We start from the raw sequence: 13,084 nt of genomic DNA on the forward strand, positions 1-13,084 counted from the left end.
CGGAACGCAACCGCGAAGGGTCCACGCCCCCTTCGCGGCGCGTTGCAGGTTCTCTCCCCTCCCCCTTCCCTAACGCTGCAGCACCGACCTCGCCAGGTTGCGGCTGTGCGCCCCGAACGCCCGGATCAACGCCAATAGCTGTTCGTCCAGCTGCGCATCGTGCTGCAGCGGCGCCAGTTCGTTGCCGGCGCTGAAACCGACGCCGGCATCCGCCGGGACCCTTGCCAGCCAATGACCGATCGCCGCATCGAAGGCCGCCGCATGGGCATGGGATTCGGCCGCCACCACCTCCCGCGGGTAATCGGCCGAATACGCCGGATAGCCCCCGTCGCCGGAAGCATCGGCATAGGCGGCGAGCAACGACGAACCCTGCGGCTTGCGCAGCGATTCCAGCAGCCAGTCCAGCTGGTAGCGCTCCACGCCCAGGTGGCGGCTGGCCACGCGGCTGATGGCGGCCTTCTTGTCGGCGTCGAAGCCGGCCATGGCCTTGAGCGCGGTCCACAGCATGCTGGCGGTGGTTTCGCCGGGTAATGGCGTGCTGTGGTAGGGCTGCGTCAGGTCCTGGATGTAATGCATCGACCAGCCGAGGAAGCGGTAGCCCCAGTACGGGTGGCCATGTTCGAAGGCATAGCGCGCCAGGCCGTGGAACTGGTAGGCGCGCCATTCCGGCCAGCTGCGCTGCAGGTAGGGCGCGCCGGCGAAGATGATCGGCGACTCGTGGTAGAAGCCCATGTGGAATGGCGCCTGGGAGCTGAACTCGTAGCCCGGGTCGCCGAACGGCTGCGGGCCGAAGCCGTAGCGCTGGCCGGCCGCGTCGGGGTTGTCGCTGAACAGGTGGATGTCGTGGCCGAAGTCCGGCTCGTCCGTGGCGCTGGCCAGCACCGCCAGGGCCGAAACCGGCTCGCCCGGCTGCAGGGCGATGAAGCGCCAGCGCGCCCAGCCGGCGAGGTCGTGGAACACCAGCACGTCGGACGCCTTCAGGTGCGGCCGCCCGGGCTGGTCGTGCCCCGGCTCGGGCTGGATGGCGTTGGCCAGCTTGATCTCCGGGTTCAGCCGCAGGGCCGCGAGGAAGGCCAGGCGCAGGTCCTGCTCCGCGCCGGTGAAGCGCAGCGCGTCGGGCCGCGCCGGGTACTTGCGGAAGTGCTCGCGGGCGAAGCGCTCCTGCTCGTCGAGCAATGGCACCAGGCCCTCGCGCTCGGCGGCGAGGAAGGTCTCCAGCGGCTCCATGGGCACCGCCGGCGCAGTGGCCACGGCAGGCAATTGCGCCAGGGCCAGGTAGCTGCCCAAGGCATGGTTGGACCAGGCCCAGAGGCAACGCGGCAGGATCAGCAGGGACAGCAGCAGGCAAATGCGCAACCGGTGGCTCATGGGACCTCCACTCTTCTCGGACGATGCCCCGCAGCCTAGCAACCCCGGCGCCGCGGGGCACTGTCGCAGAGGGCCAGGGCGATTCACCGATAAGGCCAGGCTGACCATCATCAATGGCGAGTGCGGGGCCAGCCACTACACTTGCCGGGCATGACCTGCCGGCAGGGCGCCGTTGCCGCCGGCCATCGCAAGAAGGCATTTCCCCCATGCTGCAATCCGTTTCACCGAAGAACGACCTGCCGCTGAAGAACGAGGCCGATCCCCAGCGCAGCGGTGTGCTCGCCCCGTTCGGCATCGCGGCCTTCCGCATCATCTGGATCTGCAACCTGTTCGCCAACCTGGGCACCTGGGCGCAGTCGGTGGCCGCCGCCTGGGTGGTCACCGAGGCCCACGCCAGCCCGCTGATGGTGGCGATGATCCAGGTCGCCTCGGCGCTGCCGCTGGTGTTGCTGTCGATCCTCTCCGGGGTGCTGGCGGACAACCACGACAGGCGCAAGATCATGCTCGTCGGCCTGTCCATCGAACTGTCCGGCGCCGCCCTGGTGACGCTGCTGGCGTTCCTCGGCTACCTCGACCCGCTGCTGCTGATCGCTTCCATCCTCTGGCTGTCCCTGGGCAGCTCCATCACCATCCCGGCCTGGCAGGCGGCGGTGAACGAGCAGGTGCCGGCGCGCCTGGTGGGCGATGCGGTGCTGCTCAACAGCGTCAACTACAACGTCGCCCGCGCGGTCGGCCCGGCCATCGGCGGCCTGCTGCTGTCGGCCACCGGCGCGCCCTGGGTGTTCCTGTTCAACTGCCTGTGCTACGCCTCGCTGATCTGGGCCATCTGGCAATGGCGCCGCGAGGTGCCCAAGCGCACCCTGCCGCCGGAGCACATCGTCGAAGGGGTGGTGGCGGCGCTGCGCTTCACCCAGTACTCCAGCGTCACCCGCCTGGTGATGCTGCGCTCGGCGGTGTTCGGCCTGTCGGCCAGCGCGGTCTGGGCGCTGCTGCCGCTGCTGGCGCACCGCAACCCCGACGGCAACGCCTCGGTGTACGGCTACATGCTCGGCGCCCTGGGCCTGGGCGCCATCCTCGGCAGCACCCTGGTCGGCCGCCTGCGCAAGGTGATCGGCACCAGCCGGCTGATCAGCCTGGGCGGCGGCACCCTCGGCCTGGTACTGCTGATCCTCGGCACGGTGGACAGCCTCTGGGTGCTGTTCCCCGCTCTCATCCTTGGCGGCAGCTGCTGGATAGCCGCGGTGGCCAGCTACAACTCGGCGGTGCAGATACTGGTGCCGGACTGGGTCAAGGCGCGCGCCCTGGCGCTGTACCAGACCGCCATCTACGGCGGCCTGGCGCTGGGCTCGTTCCTCTGGGGCCACTTCGCCGGCACCCTGGGCGTGCAGGGCGCGCTGCTGGCCGCCGGCTGCCTGCTGCTGGTGTCGGTGGCGCTGCTGTACAACTCGCGCCTGCCTGAGCTCAACCCCGGCAGCATCGCCCGCGCGCCCAGCACCCTGCCGGGGGAGCCGACCTTCGTCTTCGACACCCAGCGCGGCTCGGTGCTGGTGACCATCGAATACCGCATCCCGGCCGAGCGCACCCGCGACTTCGTCCGCGCGGCCAAGGCGCTGCGCCGCCTGCGCCTGCGCAACGGCGCCGAACGCTGGGCGCTGTACCGCGACATCAGCGACAAGGAGGCCTGGCAGGAGGTGTTCCTGGTGGACAACTGGATCGCCCACCTGAGGATGCTCGACCGCATGACGCTGGAGGACAAGACCATCATCGACACGGTCACCAGCCTGCATGCGGGGGATGCGCCGCCGAAGATGCGGCATGGGGTGAGCTATGAGTCGGGGAGCTACGAGGCGCCGCCGGAGACGTTGGGGTGAGGGTGTTCGCCTGGGGGTGAGGTGCCCGGCGGGAAGTCCGCTCCCTCTCCCCAGCCCTCTCCCTGAAGGGAGAGGGGGCTTGTCCGTGCCGAGAGAAGGAATGGTTTCAACCGGAAACCCTCGGCATTGCCGGCTGACTCAGAAATATCCAAGCGCTCCGAACGGTCCCCTCTCCCTGAAGGGAGAGGGGGCTTGTCCGTGCCGAGAGAAGGAATGGTTTCAGCCGGAAACCCTCGGTGTTGCCGGCTGACTCAGGAATATCCAAGCGCTCCGAACGGTCCCCTCTCCCTTCAGGGAGAGGGTTAGGGAGAGGGGCGGAGCCAACCCAACACACCGGCCTGACCGACTGATTACCCTCGACCCTAAATCGCCAACCCCACCAACACCGCACACTCCACCAACTCCACCAAAGCCCCCGCCGTATCCCCGGTCGTGCCATCCAGCCGCGCCATCAGCCGGTTGCGCCACCAGAGGAACACCGCCAGCGCCACCACCAGCGCCACCAGGCCGCTCAGGCCGGTGAGCGGCATCAGCGCGGCGTTGAGCGCCAGCACCCAGGGCAGTGCGCGGCGCGGCAGGTGGTCGGCCAGGGCCTGGCCGAGGCCGCCGGGGCGGGCGTAGGGAGTAGTGAGGAACAGCAGCGGCAGGGCCACCCGCGCGAGCCAAGGCGCCAGCAGCAGAGCCCAGAAGTGGTGGGCGTCGAGCAGCGCCGCGATGGCGCAGAACTTCACCAGCAACAGCACTACCAGCACCACCACCGCCACCGGGCCGCTGCGCGGGTCCTTCATGATCGCCAGGGTGCGCTCGCGGTCGCCCAGCCCGCCCACCCAGGCGTCGGCGGTGTCGGCCAGGCCGTCCAGGTGCAGGGCGCCGCTGAAGGCCACCCACACGGCCAGCAGCAGCGCGGCGTGCAGCAGCAGGTAGGTCTCGCCGAAGAAGTAGCCCAGGGCGTAGAGCCCGCCGCCCATCAGCGCGCCTACCAGCGGGTAGAACAAGGTGGCGCGGCCGAACTGCTCGGGCGTGGGCACCTCGCCCAGGCGGATCGGGATGCGGCTGAGGAACTGCAAGGCGATCAACGGCAGGAACAGGTTGCTCATCGGGGCGCGCTCACGGCGGACTCGACCGGTTGGATGCTCCAGCCGCCGGCCTGCGGCTCGATGCGCAGCGCCAGCCGTTCGCCGTGGGCGACGCTCACCTGCAGCAACTGCTCGCGCGGCAGGCCCTGGGCGCGCGCGCCGAGCAGGCGCATCACGCCGCCATGGGTCACCAGCAGCAGGTGCTTTCCGGCATGCGTCGCGTACAGCCGCTGCAGGGCGGCGAACACCCGCGCCTCGAAGGCCGCGAGCGGTTCGCCGCCCGGCGGGGTGAAGGCGTAGGGGTCGTTCCAGAAGCGGGCTAGCGCATCGCTATCAGTCTCCATCAGCTTAGCTGTGGAAAGCCCTTCCCACTCGCCGAAATCCATCTCGCGCAGGTCCGGTTCCAGCTGCAGCGGCAGGCCGCTTGCGGCCGACAGGCGCTCGGCGAAGGCGGCGCAACGGCGCAGCGGCGAGCTGACCAGGGCCTCCCAGGGCTGCTCCAGGCCCAGGCCGGCCTGCATCTGCGCCCAGCCGGCGGCGGTCAGGGCGTCGTCCAGGCGGCCGCGGAAGCCGCCGCCCAGTTCGGTTTCGCCGTGGCGCAGCAGGTCCAGGCGCAGGCTCATGCCGGGCGGTCCGACACCGCCGCCTCGGCGAAGGTGGCCATCCCGGCGTGCAGCCGGCAGGCCTGGCGCAGCAGCGGCACGGCCAGGGCGGCGCCGCTGCCCTCGCCCAGGCGCAGGCCCAGGTCCAGCAGCGGCTGCGCCTCCAGGGCCTGGAGCACGCGCTGGTGGCCGGGCTCGGCGCCGCTGTGGGCGAACAGCAGCCAGTCGCGGCACTGCGGGTTGAAGCGCACCGCGCAGAGCGCCGCGACGCTGCAGATGAAGCCGTCCACCAGGGCGACGATGCCCTTCTGCGCGCAGGCCAGGTAGGCGCCGGCCAGGGCCGCCACCTCGAAGCCGCCGAGGCGGCACAGGGCCTCGAATGGGTCGGCACAGTGCCCGCCATGCAAGGCCAGGGCGCGTTCGATGACCTCGGCCTTGTGCGCCACGCCTTGCGCGTCCAGCCCGGTGCCCGGGCCGACCAGGGGCGCCGCGCGCTCGCCCAGCAGGCCGCAGGCCAGGGCCGCGGCGCAGGTGGTGTTGCCGATGCCCATCTCGCCGCCGATGAACAGCTCGCTGCCGGCCTGCTGTGCGCGGCGCACGGATTCGCGCCCGGCCTCCAGGGCGATCAGGCACTGCGCGGCGGTCATCGCCGGCTCGCGGGCGAAGTTCAGGGTGCCGGCGCCGACCATCAGGTGCAGCACGCCGGGCAGCGGTTCCAGGGGCACGGCGGTGCCCAGGTCGATCACTTCCAGGCGCGCGCCCAGGTCGCGGGCCAGCACGCTGATGGCCGCGCCGCCGCGCACGAAGTTGCGCAGCATCTCGCCGGTCACCGCCTGCGGATAGGCCGAGACGCCCTCCTCCACCACGCCGTGATCGCCGGCGAACAGGGCGATCCACAGGTGCTCCAGGCTCGGCCGCTCGCGGCCCTGCAGGCTGGCCAGGTGCACGGCCACGTCCTCCAGGCGGCCCAGGGCGCCGCGCGGCTTGGTCAACTGGTCCTGGCGCGCGGCGGCCTTGTCGCGCGCCACGCGGTCCGTGGGTTGGCAGGCTTCGCGCCACCATTGCAGGCTCATACGGGGTCTCCCTTGAGGGTCATGGGCAGGCCGGCGACGGTGAACAGCACCCGCTCGCTGGCCTCGGCCAGGGCCTGGTGCAACCAGCCGGCCTCGTCGACGTAGCGCCGCGTCAGCTCGCCCAGGGGCACCACGCCCAGCCCGGTTTCGTTGCTGACCAGCAGGATGCGGCCCGGCAGGGCCGGCAGCCTGGCCAGCAGTTCGTTCACTTCGTGTTGCAGGTGCGCGCCGTCGTCGGCGAGCAGCAGGTTGGTCAGCCACAGCGTCAGGCAGTCCACCAGCAGGCAGCGGTCCGGCGCGGCGTGCTCGGCGAGGGCCCGCGCCAGATGCAGCGGCTCCTCCACCAGGCCCCATTCGGCGGGGCGGCGGTCGCGGTGCTGGCGGATGCGCTCGCCCATCTCGCCGTCGCCGGCCTGCGCGGTGGCGAAATAGGTGACCGGCAGGCCGCTGTCCCGGGCCAGGCGCTCGGCCAGGCGGCTCTTGCCGGAGCGGGCGCCGCCGAGGATGAGTTCAAGCATGGGTTTTCTCCGCACGGAACGCTTTTCGTAGGATGGGGGGAGCGAAGCGATACCCATCGATTGCCCCCGGCTCAAAGGCCACATAGGGATTTCAGTTTTTGCGTGTCCAGATGCGCCTCCACCTGGTCCGCCAGACGCTCGATGTCGCGCTCGCGCAGGGCGTGGTAGTCCAGCTGCTGCACTTCGCCCAGGCCGGCCCAGCGCAGCAGCGCGACGCAGGCGGCGGGGGACTCGAACAGGCCGTGCAGATAGGTGCCCATGACCTGGCCATCGGCGCTGAGCGCACCGTCGCAGCGGCCATAGTCCAGGCGCACCGCAGGGCTCTCCAATGCCGGCCCGCTGGTGACGCCAGCGTGGATTTCATAGCCGCCGACCTCGGCGTCTTCCAGGGCCAGTCGGCCACGGACGTTGCGCAGTTGCTTCTCCGGTTCCAGCACCGTGTCCAGCTCCAGCCAGCCGAGGCCGGCGCTGTCGCCGGCGGCGCCTTCCAGGCCGTGGGGGTCGGACAGCGTGCGGCCGAGCATCTGCAAGCCGCCGCAGATGCCCAGCAGCTTGCCGCCATAGCGCAGGTGGCGCTCGATGGCGGCGTCCCAGCCCTGGGCGCGGAGGAAGGCCAGGTCGGCGCGCACGCTCTTGGAGCCGGGCAGGATGACCAGGTCCGCCGCCGGCAGCGGCTGGCCGGGGCCGACGAAGGTCAGTTGCACCTGCGGGTGCAGGCGCAGCGGGTCGAAGTCGGTGTGGTTGCTGATGCGCGGCAGCACCGGCACCGCCACCTTGAGGCTTTCCCCGGCCTTGGCGGCCTGGCGGGTGTCGATGGCGTCCTCGGCTTCCAGGTGGAAGTCCATCAGGTAGGGCAGCACGCCGAGCACCGGGATGCCGGTGCGTTCCTCCAGCCAGTCCAGGCCCGGCTGCAGCAGGGCGATGTCGCCGCGGAAGCGGTTGATGACGAAGCCCTTCACCCGCGCCCGCTCGCTCTCGGAAAGCAGTTCCAGGGTGCCTACCAGATGGGCGAAGACGCCGCCGCGGTCGATGTCGGCAATGAGGATCACCGGGCAGTCCACCGCTTCGGCGAAGCCCATGTTGGCGATGTCGTTGGCGCGCAGGTTGATCTCCGCCGGGGAGCCGGCGCCTTCCACCATCACCACCTGGTAGGCGTCGAGCAGGCGCTGGTGGGACTCCAGCACGGCCTGTTTGGCGACCCTCTTGTAGTCGTGGTAGGCGGCGGCGTTCATGCTGGTCACCGCGCGGCCGTGGATGATCACCTGGGCGCCCACGTCGCTGTTGGGCTTGAGCAGCACCGGGTTCATGTCGGTGTGCGGCGCCAGGTGGCAGGCCTGGGCCTGCACCGCCTGGGCGCGGCCGATCTCGCCGCCGTCGGCCGTCACCGCGCTGTTCAGCGCCATGTTCTGCGGCTTGAACGGCGCCACCGCCACGCCCTGGCGGCGCAGCCAGCGGCACAGCGCGGTCACCAGGGTGCTCTTGCCGGCGTCGGAGGTGGTGCCTTGCACCATTAAAGTAGTGCCCTGCACCATTAAAGTAGTGCCGGTGGTCATGTCGGGCTCCATTCGCCGAGGGCCTGGTCCAGGCGCTGCCAGCCGGCTTCGTCGGCGGGCAGGCCGAAGCGCAGGCTCGGCGGACTGTCGAAGAGGCGCACGAGGATGCCGCGGCGGGCCAGGTGCTCGTGCAGTTCGCCGGCCCGAGGGTAGGCAAGCCACTGGAACAGCGCGGTGCCCTGGGTCAGCAAACGGTGCGTTTTCAGAAGCGCGGCCAGGCGTGCGCCGGCCTGCTCCAGCGCTGCGCGGCGTTCACCTTGCCGCGCATGGTCGGCCAGGGCGTGCCGGGCCACCCAGCGCGTCGGCCCGCTCACCGCCCAGGGCCCGAGCAGCTCGGCCAGGCCCCGCAGCAGCGATGGCTCGGCGAAGGCGAAGCCCAGGCGCGCGCCGGCCAGGCCGAAGAACTTGCCCAGCGAACGCAGCACCACCAGGCCCGGCTGGCCGCCGGCCAGGGGCAGCAGGCTGTGCCCGGGAGTGCAGTCCATGAAGGCCTCGTCCACCACCAGCCAGCCGCCGCGGGCCCGCAGGCGCTGATGCCAGGCCAGCAGGCGTTGACTGTCGAAGCGTCGGCCGGTGGGGTTGTTGGGGTTGACCAGCAGCAGCACGTCGAGCTGGTCGATCAGGCTGTCGACCTGGTCGCCGGCCAGCTCCAGCAGCTCATGGCCATGCTGTTTCCAGGCCGCCGCGTGTTCGGCGTAGCAAGGCGCGAGCACGCCGACCCGGCCCGGTGCGCGCAGGCGCGGCAGGGCCTGGATCGCCGCCTGGCTGCCGGGCAGCGGCAGCAATGAGTCACAGCCGTAGTAGTCGCGCGCGGCCTGCTCCAGGCCGTCGTCGTTTTCCGGCAGGCGCTGCCAGGCGCTGGCGGGGATGTCCGCCAGCGGCCAGGGCCAGGGCGCGATGCCGGTGGACAGGTCGAGCCAGTCCTCCAGCGCTATGCCGTAGCGCTGCGCGGCCGCGCGCAGCTTCCCGCCGTGCTCAAGCATGCAGCAGCGCCCCCAGGCCGAGGATCGCCAACAACCACAGCAGCACGCCCTGGCGCACCAGGGCCAGGGCCCGCCAGATGTCGCGGGCGCCCGGCGCCGGGCCTTCGCCCAGCTGCGGGCGCTCGTGCAGTTCGCCGTGGTAGACGGCGTTGCCGCCCAGGGCCACGCCGAGCGCACCGGCGCCGGCGGCCATCACCGGGCCGGCGTTGGGGCTGTCCCATTGCGGCGCCTGGCGGCGCCAGCTGCGCAGGGCCAGGCGGGTGTTGCCGAGCAGCGCGTAGGTCAGCGCGACCAGGCGCGCGGGGATGTAGTTGAGGGCGTCGTCGATCTTCGCCGCGGCCCAGCCGAAGCGTTCGAAGCGCGGGTTGCGGTAGCCCCACATGGCGTCCAGGGTGTTGCTCAGGCGATAGAGCACCACGCCCGGCGCGCCGGCCACGGCGAACCAGAAGAGCGCGGCGAACACCGCGTCGCTGCCGTTCTCCAGCACCGATTCGGTGGCGGCCTTGGCTACGGCGCTGTCGTCCAGTTCGGCGGTTTCGCGGCTGACCATGTAGCCCACGCGCTTGCGCGCCTCGGGCAGGTCGCCGTCGCGCAGGGCCAGGGCCACGGGTTCGGCGTGCTCGCCCAGGCTGCGCAGGCCGATGGCGGCGTAGAGGGCGATGGCGGAGACCAGCCAGCCGAGGTGCGGGACCAGGGTCAGCAGCCAGGTGAGGAAGGTCAGCGGCAGCACGGCCAGGGCCCAGGCGGTGACGCCGTGGCTGCGCCAGCCTAGGCCGGGGGTGTGGTTATCGGAGGTTGGGGAGGTTGGAAGAAGAGCGCCCTCTCCCCGGCCCTCTCCGGAAGGCGGCCCCCCCTGAAGGGAGAGGGGGCTATCCGTGCTAACCGTCGACAATGGCACTCGGGCGCGATTGAAGCGGCGCTCCAGGCGATCGGCCAGGCGGCCGAAGGCCACCAGCGGGTGCCAGCGCTTCGGCTCGCCCAGCAAGCCGTCCAGGGCCACGCCGGCGACGCTCAGCAGGGCCAGGCTCATGGGCGTTCTCCCCAGTGATTTTCATAAAGCAGTTCGTTCAGCGGGCGCGGCTGGCGCCAGCCTTCCAGGGCCAGCATGGGCGCCGGGTAGAACTCCGCCACCGGGCCCAGGCAGAGCACCGCCACCGCCTCGCTGCCCGCCGGCAGGCCGAGCAGTTCGCCCAGGGCGGCGGGATCGAACAGCGACACCCAGCCCAACCCCAGGCCTTCGGCGCGGGCCGCCAGCCAGAGGTTCTGGATGGCGCAGGCCAGCGAGGCCAGGTCCATCTGCGGCAGGGTGCGGCGGCCGAAGACGTGGGCCTCGCGGCCGTCCGCCAGGGCCGCCACCAGCAGCTCGGCGCAGTCGCGGATGCCCTCGACCTTCAGCCGCATGAATTCCTCGGAGCGCTCGCCCAGGGCCTCGGCGGTCTTCACCCGCTCCGCCTCCACCAGGCCGTGGATGGCCTCGCGCAGTGCCGGGCGGGTGATGCGGATGAAGCGCCAGGGCTGCATCAGGCCGACGCTGGGGGCCTGGTGCGCCGCTTCCAGCAGGCGCGCCAGCAGCGCCGGGGCTACCTCGCCGCCGCTGAAGTGGCGCATGTCGCGGCGCTCGGCGATGGCGCGGTAGATGGCCGCGCGTTCCTCGGGGCTGTAGGCGTGCTCGTTCATGGGCGGAAGATCGCGGCGGCGGCCGCCGGGTTCGACGGCAGGTAGAAGTGGATATAGGACGCGGTCAGGCGGCCCAGGCGGAACACCGCCTCGGCCACCGGCTTGGCGTTCGGGCAGGTGCCGCGCAGGGCCGGCTCCAGTTGGCTGTCCAGCAGCGAATGGTGGAAGGTGTGGCCGCGCAGCGGGCCTTCCGGCAGTTCCACTTCCTGCAGGGCCAGGGCGGCCAGGCGCTTCTGCAGGGTGGCGCGGCCGGGCAGCAGGCCGAGCAGTCGACCGCTGCGGCCCTCGGCATCGGTCAGGCCGTCGAGCAGGTAGAGCATGCCGCCGCACTCGGCCAGCAGCGGCTTGCCGGCGGCGTGGTGGGCGCGGATGGCCTCGGCCATGGCGCGGTTGTTCTCCAGCTGCGCCAGGTGCAGTTCCGGATAGCCGCCGGGTAGATAGAGGCTATCCACCTCCGGCAAGTATTCGTCGGTGAGCGGCGAGAAGAACTTCAGCTCGGCGCCCAGCTCGCGCAGCAGGTCGAGATTGGCCTGGTAGAGGAAGGCGAAGGCGGCATCCCGCGCCACTCCGATGCGCACATCGACCAGGGACGCTTGCAGTTCGTGCTTGGTGGGCGCCGCGAAGCTCACCGGCGGCGGCAGGTCCACCGCGCTGCTGGCGGCCAGGGCGTCGGCGGCGGCGTCCAGGCGCGCGTCCAGGTCGGCCAGTTCCTCGGCCTGCACCAGGCCCAGGTGGCGGCTGGGCAGTTCCAGGTCGGCGCTGCGCGGCAACGCGCCGTACCAGCGAATCCACTCCGGCAGGCTGTCGCGCAGCAGGTCGCTGTGACGCTGGCTGCCGACGCGGTTGCCGAGCACGCCGGAGAACGGCAGGCCCGGCTGGTAGGTGGCTAGGCCCACGGCCAGGGCGCCGAAGGTCTGCGCCATGGCCTGGCCATTGATCACGCCGAGCACCGGCACATCGAAGGTGCGCGCCAGGTCGGCGGCCGAGGGCGTGCCGTCGAACAGGCCCATCACCCCTTCGATGAGGATCAGGTCGGCCTCCCCCGCCGCTTCCCAGAGCAGCCGGCGGCTCTGCGCCTCGCCGACCATCCACAGGTCGAGCTGGTGCACGGGCGCGCCGCTGGCGCGGGCGAGGATCATCGGGTCGAGGAAGTCCGGGCCGACCTTGAACACCCGCACCCGGCGCCCCTGGCGCGCGTGCAGGCGGGCCAGGGCGGCGGTGACGGTAGTCTTGCCCTGCCCCGAGGCGGGAGCGGCGATCAGCAGCGCCGGGCACTGGCGCGCCCGGGTCATCAGAACTCCACCCCTTTCTGCGCCTTGATGCCGGCCTTGAAGGCGTGCTTGACCAGGCCCATCTCGGTGACGGTGTCGGCGGCGTCGATCATGCCCTGCTGGGCGGCGCGGCCGGTGACCACCACGTGCTGGTGCGCCGGGCGCGCGGCGATGTCGGCCAGCACGGCGTCCAGTTCCAGGTAGCCGTGCTTGAGGGCGATGTTCAGCTCGTCCAGCAGCACCAGGCCGACGGCCGGGTCGGCCAGCAGCTCGCGGGCCACGTCCCAGGCCTGCCGGGCTTTCTCGATGTCGCGCCGGCGGTCCTGGGTCTCCCAGGTGAAGCCCTCGCCCATCACGTGGTAGCGCACCTGCTCGGGGAAGCGGCGGAAGAAGGCTTCCTCGCCGGTGCTCGCGGCGCCCTTGATGAACTGCACCACGCCGGCCTGCATGCCGTGGCCGAGGGCGCGGGCGAGCATGCCGAAGGCCGAGCTGCTCTTGCCCTTGCCGTTGCCGGTGAGCACCAGCAGCACGCCGCGCTCGTCCCGGGCCTGGGCGATCTTCTCGTCGATCACGTCCTTCTTGCGCTGCATGCGCGCGCGGTGGCGCTCGTCCTTTTCCGGGGATTCGCTCATCGTTGGGTCTCCTGGCCGAAGGCGGCCGTGCTCGCGATGCCAAGGCACCGGGGCTGAAGGGGCGTGCGGGAGGGACGACGGAAAGCAGCCGCGCGGCGCGGGGCCGTGGCTGGAAGGAGAATACTCATCTGCCTGATCGCTCCACCGCTCTCACCCGCGCGGCTAGTAAACCGGGATGACGCGGGGCGATCGGAGCGCGGCCTGGGCAGCGCCCGACGGCTTCCTGCGCGTCGTCGTCGCTACGGGCCGGTCTCCGGGCTCGCGAGTGAAGGTCACCGGACCTCTGCGGCTGCGCCTTCCCATGCCGTTGGCACAGTGGCTGTTGCGTCCGCGTGACTCGCCTACCGTTGCGGGGGCAGCGCCGGAATGACCGAATTGGCTCGGTTGCACCGGCTTCCCTGTTTCACCTTCGGCCATGGCCGAGGGCACCTGTAGCAGGCGCGCAGCTTAGAGGCAGGCG

General features: G+C 71.4%; 12 protein-coding genes and 1 riboswitch. Of the genes, 1 reads left to right on the forward strand and 11 read right to left on the reverse strand.

Translation table 11 applies throughout. The features are described from left to right. Positions 1-69 precede the first annotated feature (69 nt). Positions 70-1,368, reverse strand: coding sequence for a hypothetical protein (locus tag PM1_RS22565; RefSeq protein ID WP_009618418.1), 1,299 nt, complete (start codon positions 1,366-1,368; stop codon positions 70-72). 206 nt (positions 1,369-1,574) lie between these two features. Between PM1_RS22565 and PM1_RS22570 the strand changes: the two genes are divergently transcribed. Continuing rightward, a complete protein-coding gene (locus PM1_RS22570; RefSeq protein ID WP_009618420.1) occupies positions 1,575-3,239 on the forward strand; it encodes an MFS transporter in 1,665 nt (554 codons plus the stop codon). A gap of 362 nt (positions 3,240-3,601) precedes the next feature. Here the strand turns inward: PM1_RS22570 and PM1_RS22575 are convergent, their stop codons facing one another. The 10 genes from PM1_RS22575 to cobO all read right to left on the reverse strand — a co-directional run bounded on the left by PM1_RS22575 (position 3,602) and on the right by cobO (position 12,624). Next, complete coding sequence (locus PM1_RS22575; protein WP_009618423.1) at positions 3,602-4,336, reverse strand: adenosylcobinamide-GDP ribazoletransferase; 735 nt, start codon at positions 4,334-4,336, stop codon at positions 3,602-3,604. Continuing rightward, positions 4,333-4,938, reverse strand: a complete 606-nt coding sequence (gene cobC / locus PM1_RS22580; protein ID WP_009618425.1) for an alpha-ribazole phosphatase family protein — start codon at positions 4,936-4,938, stop codon at positions 4,333-4,335. Before cobC ends, PM1_RS22575 begins: the two co-directional genes overlap by 4 nt. Then, positions 4,935-5,990, reverse strand: coding sequence for a nicotinate-nucleotide--dimethylbenzimidazole phosphoribosyltransferase (gene cobT / locus PM1_RS22585; protein ID WP_009618426.1), 1,056 nt, complete (start codon positions 5,988-5,990; stop codon positions 4,935-4,937). The genes cobC and cobT overlap by 4 nt, the downstream gene beginning before the upstream one ends. Then, on the reverse strand, positions 5,987-6,508 hold the full coding sequence (gene cobU / locus PM1_RS22590; protein ID WP_009618427.1) for a bifunctional adenosylcobinamide kinase/adenosylcobinamide-phosphate guanylyltransferase: 522 nt from the start codon (positions 6,506-6,508) through the stop codon (positions 5,987-5,989). The genes cobT and cobU overlap by 4 nt, the downstream gene beginning before the upstream one ends. Before the next feature lie 71 nt (positions 6,509-6,579). Continuing rightward, positions 6,580-8,040, reverse strand: coding sequence for a cobyric acid synthase (locus tag PM1_RS22595; RefSeq protein WP_024128236.1), 1,461 nt, complete (start codon positions 8,038-8,040; stop codon positions 6,580-6,582). 17 nt (positions 8,041-8,057) lie between these two features. Then, positions 8,058-9,044 carry a threonine-phosphate decarboxylase CobD gene (cobD, locus tag PM1_RS22600; protein WP_009618434.1) on the reverse strand — a complete coding sequence of 329 codons (987 nt, stop codon included), beginning with the start codon at positions 9,042-9,044 and terminating at the stop codon, positions 8,058-8,060. Beyond that, a complete protein-coding gene (gene cbiB, locus PM1_RS22605; RefSeq protein WP_009618435.1) occupies positions 9,037-10,074 on the reverse strand; it encodes an adenosylcobinamide-phosphate synthase CbiB in 1,038 nt (345 codons plus the stop codon). The genes cobD and cbiB overlap by 8 nt, the downstream gene beginning before the upstream one ends. Next, entirely contained in the window at positions 10,071-10,721 is a 651-nt protein-coding gene (gene bluB / locus PM1_RS22610; RefSeq protein WP_009618436.1) for a 5,6-dimethylbenzimidazole synthase, read from the reverse strand. The genes cbiB and bluB overlap by 4 nt, the downstream gene beginning before the upstream one ends. Beyond that, positions 10,718-12,013 (reverse strand): cobyrinate a,c-diamide synthase, encoded by a 1,296-nt coding sequence (locus PM1_RS22615; protein ID WP_009618437.1) that lies wholly within the window; start codon positions 12,011-12,013, stop codon positions 10,718-10,720. The genes bluB and PM1_RS22615 overlap by 4 nt, the downstream gene beginning before the upstream one ends. Continuing rightward, positions 12,013-12,624: a cob(I)yrinic acid a,c-diamide adenosyltransferase gene (gene cobO / locus PM1_RS22620; RefSeq protein WP_009618438.1), complete on the reverse strand. Its 612-nt coding sequence runs from the start codon at positions 12,622-12,624 to the stop codon at positions 12,013-12,015. The genes PM1_RS22615 and cobO overlap by 1 nt, the downstream gene beginning before the upstream one ends. 227 nt (positions 12,625-12,851) lie before the next feature. Continuing rightward, positions 12,852-13,072, reverse strand: a riboswitch (cobalamin riboswitch). Between the last annotated feature and the right edge of the window lie 12 nt (positions 13,073-13,084).

The organism is Pseudomonas sp. M1 (genome assembly GCF_022760135.1).
Taxonomy (GTDB): domain Bacteria; phylum Pseudomonadota; class Gammaproteobacteria; order Pseudomonadales; family Pseudomonadaceae; genus Pseudomonas; species Pseudomonas citronellolis.

Bases quoted from the DNA above. Each gene is read 5' to 3' on its own strand.
- cbiB (WP_009618435.1), bottom strand. From the start codon at position 10,074: ATGAGCCTGGCCCTGCTGAGCGTCGCCGGCGTGGCCCTGGACGGCTTG.
- cobT (WP_009618426.1), bottom strand. From the start codon at position 5,990: ATGAGCCTGCAATGGTGGCGCGAAGCCTGCCAACCCACGGACCGCGTG.
- PM1_RS22575 (WP_009618423.1), bottom strand. From the start codon at position 4,336: ATGAGCAACCTGTTCCTGCCGTTGATCGCCTTGCAGTTCCTCAGCCGC.
- PM1_RS22595 (WP_024128236.1), bottom strand. From the start codon at position 8,040: ATGGTGCAGGGCACTACTTTAATGGTGCAAGGCACCACCTCCGACGCC.
- bluB (WP_009618436.1), bottom strand. From the start codon at position 10,721: ATGAACGAGCACGCCTACAGCCCCGAGGAACGCGCGGCCATCTACCGC.
- cobD (WP_009618434.1), bottom strand. From the start codon at position 9,044: ATGCTTGAGCACGGCGGGAAGCTGCGCGCGGCCGCGCAGCGCTACGGC.
- cobO (WP_009618438.1), bottom strand. From the start codon at position 12,624: ATGAGCGAATCCCCGGAAAAGGACGAGCGCCACCGCGCGCGCATGCAG.
- PM1_RS22570 (WP_009618420.1), top strand. From the start codon at position 1,575: ATGCTGCAATCCGTTTCACCGAAGAACGACCTGCCGCTGAAGAACGAG.
- PM1_RS22615 (WP_009618437.1), bottom strand. From the start codon at position 12,013: ATGACCCGGGCGCGCCAGTGCCCGGCGCTGCTGATCGCCGCTCCCGCC.
- cobU (WP_009618427.1), bottom strand. From the start codon at position 6,508: ATGCTTGAACTCATCCTCGGCGGCGCCCGCTCCGGCAAGAGCCGCCTG.
- PM1_RS22565 (WP_009618418.1), bottom strand. From the start codon at position 1,368: ATGAGCCACCGGTTGCGCATTTGCCTGCTGCTGTCCCTGCTGATCCTG.
- cobC (WP_009618425.1), bottom strand. From the start codon at position 4,938: ATGAGCCTGCGCCTGGACCTGCTGCGCCACGGCGAAACCGAACTGGGC.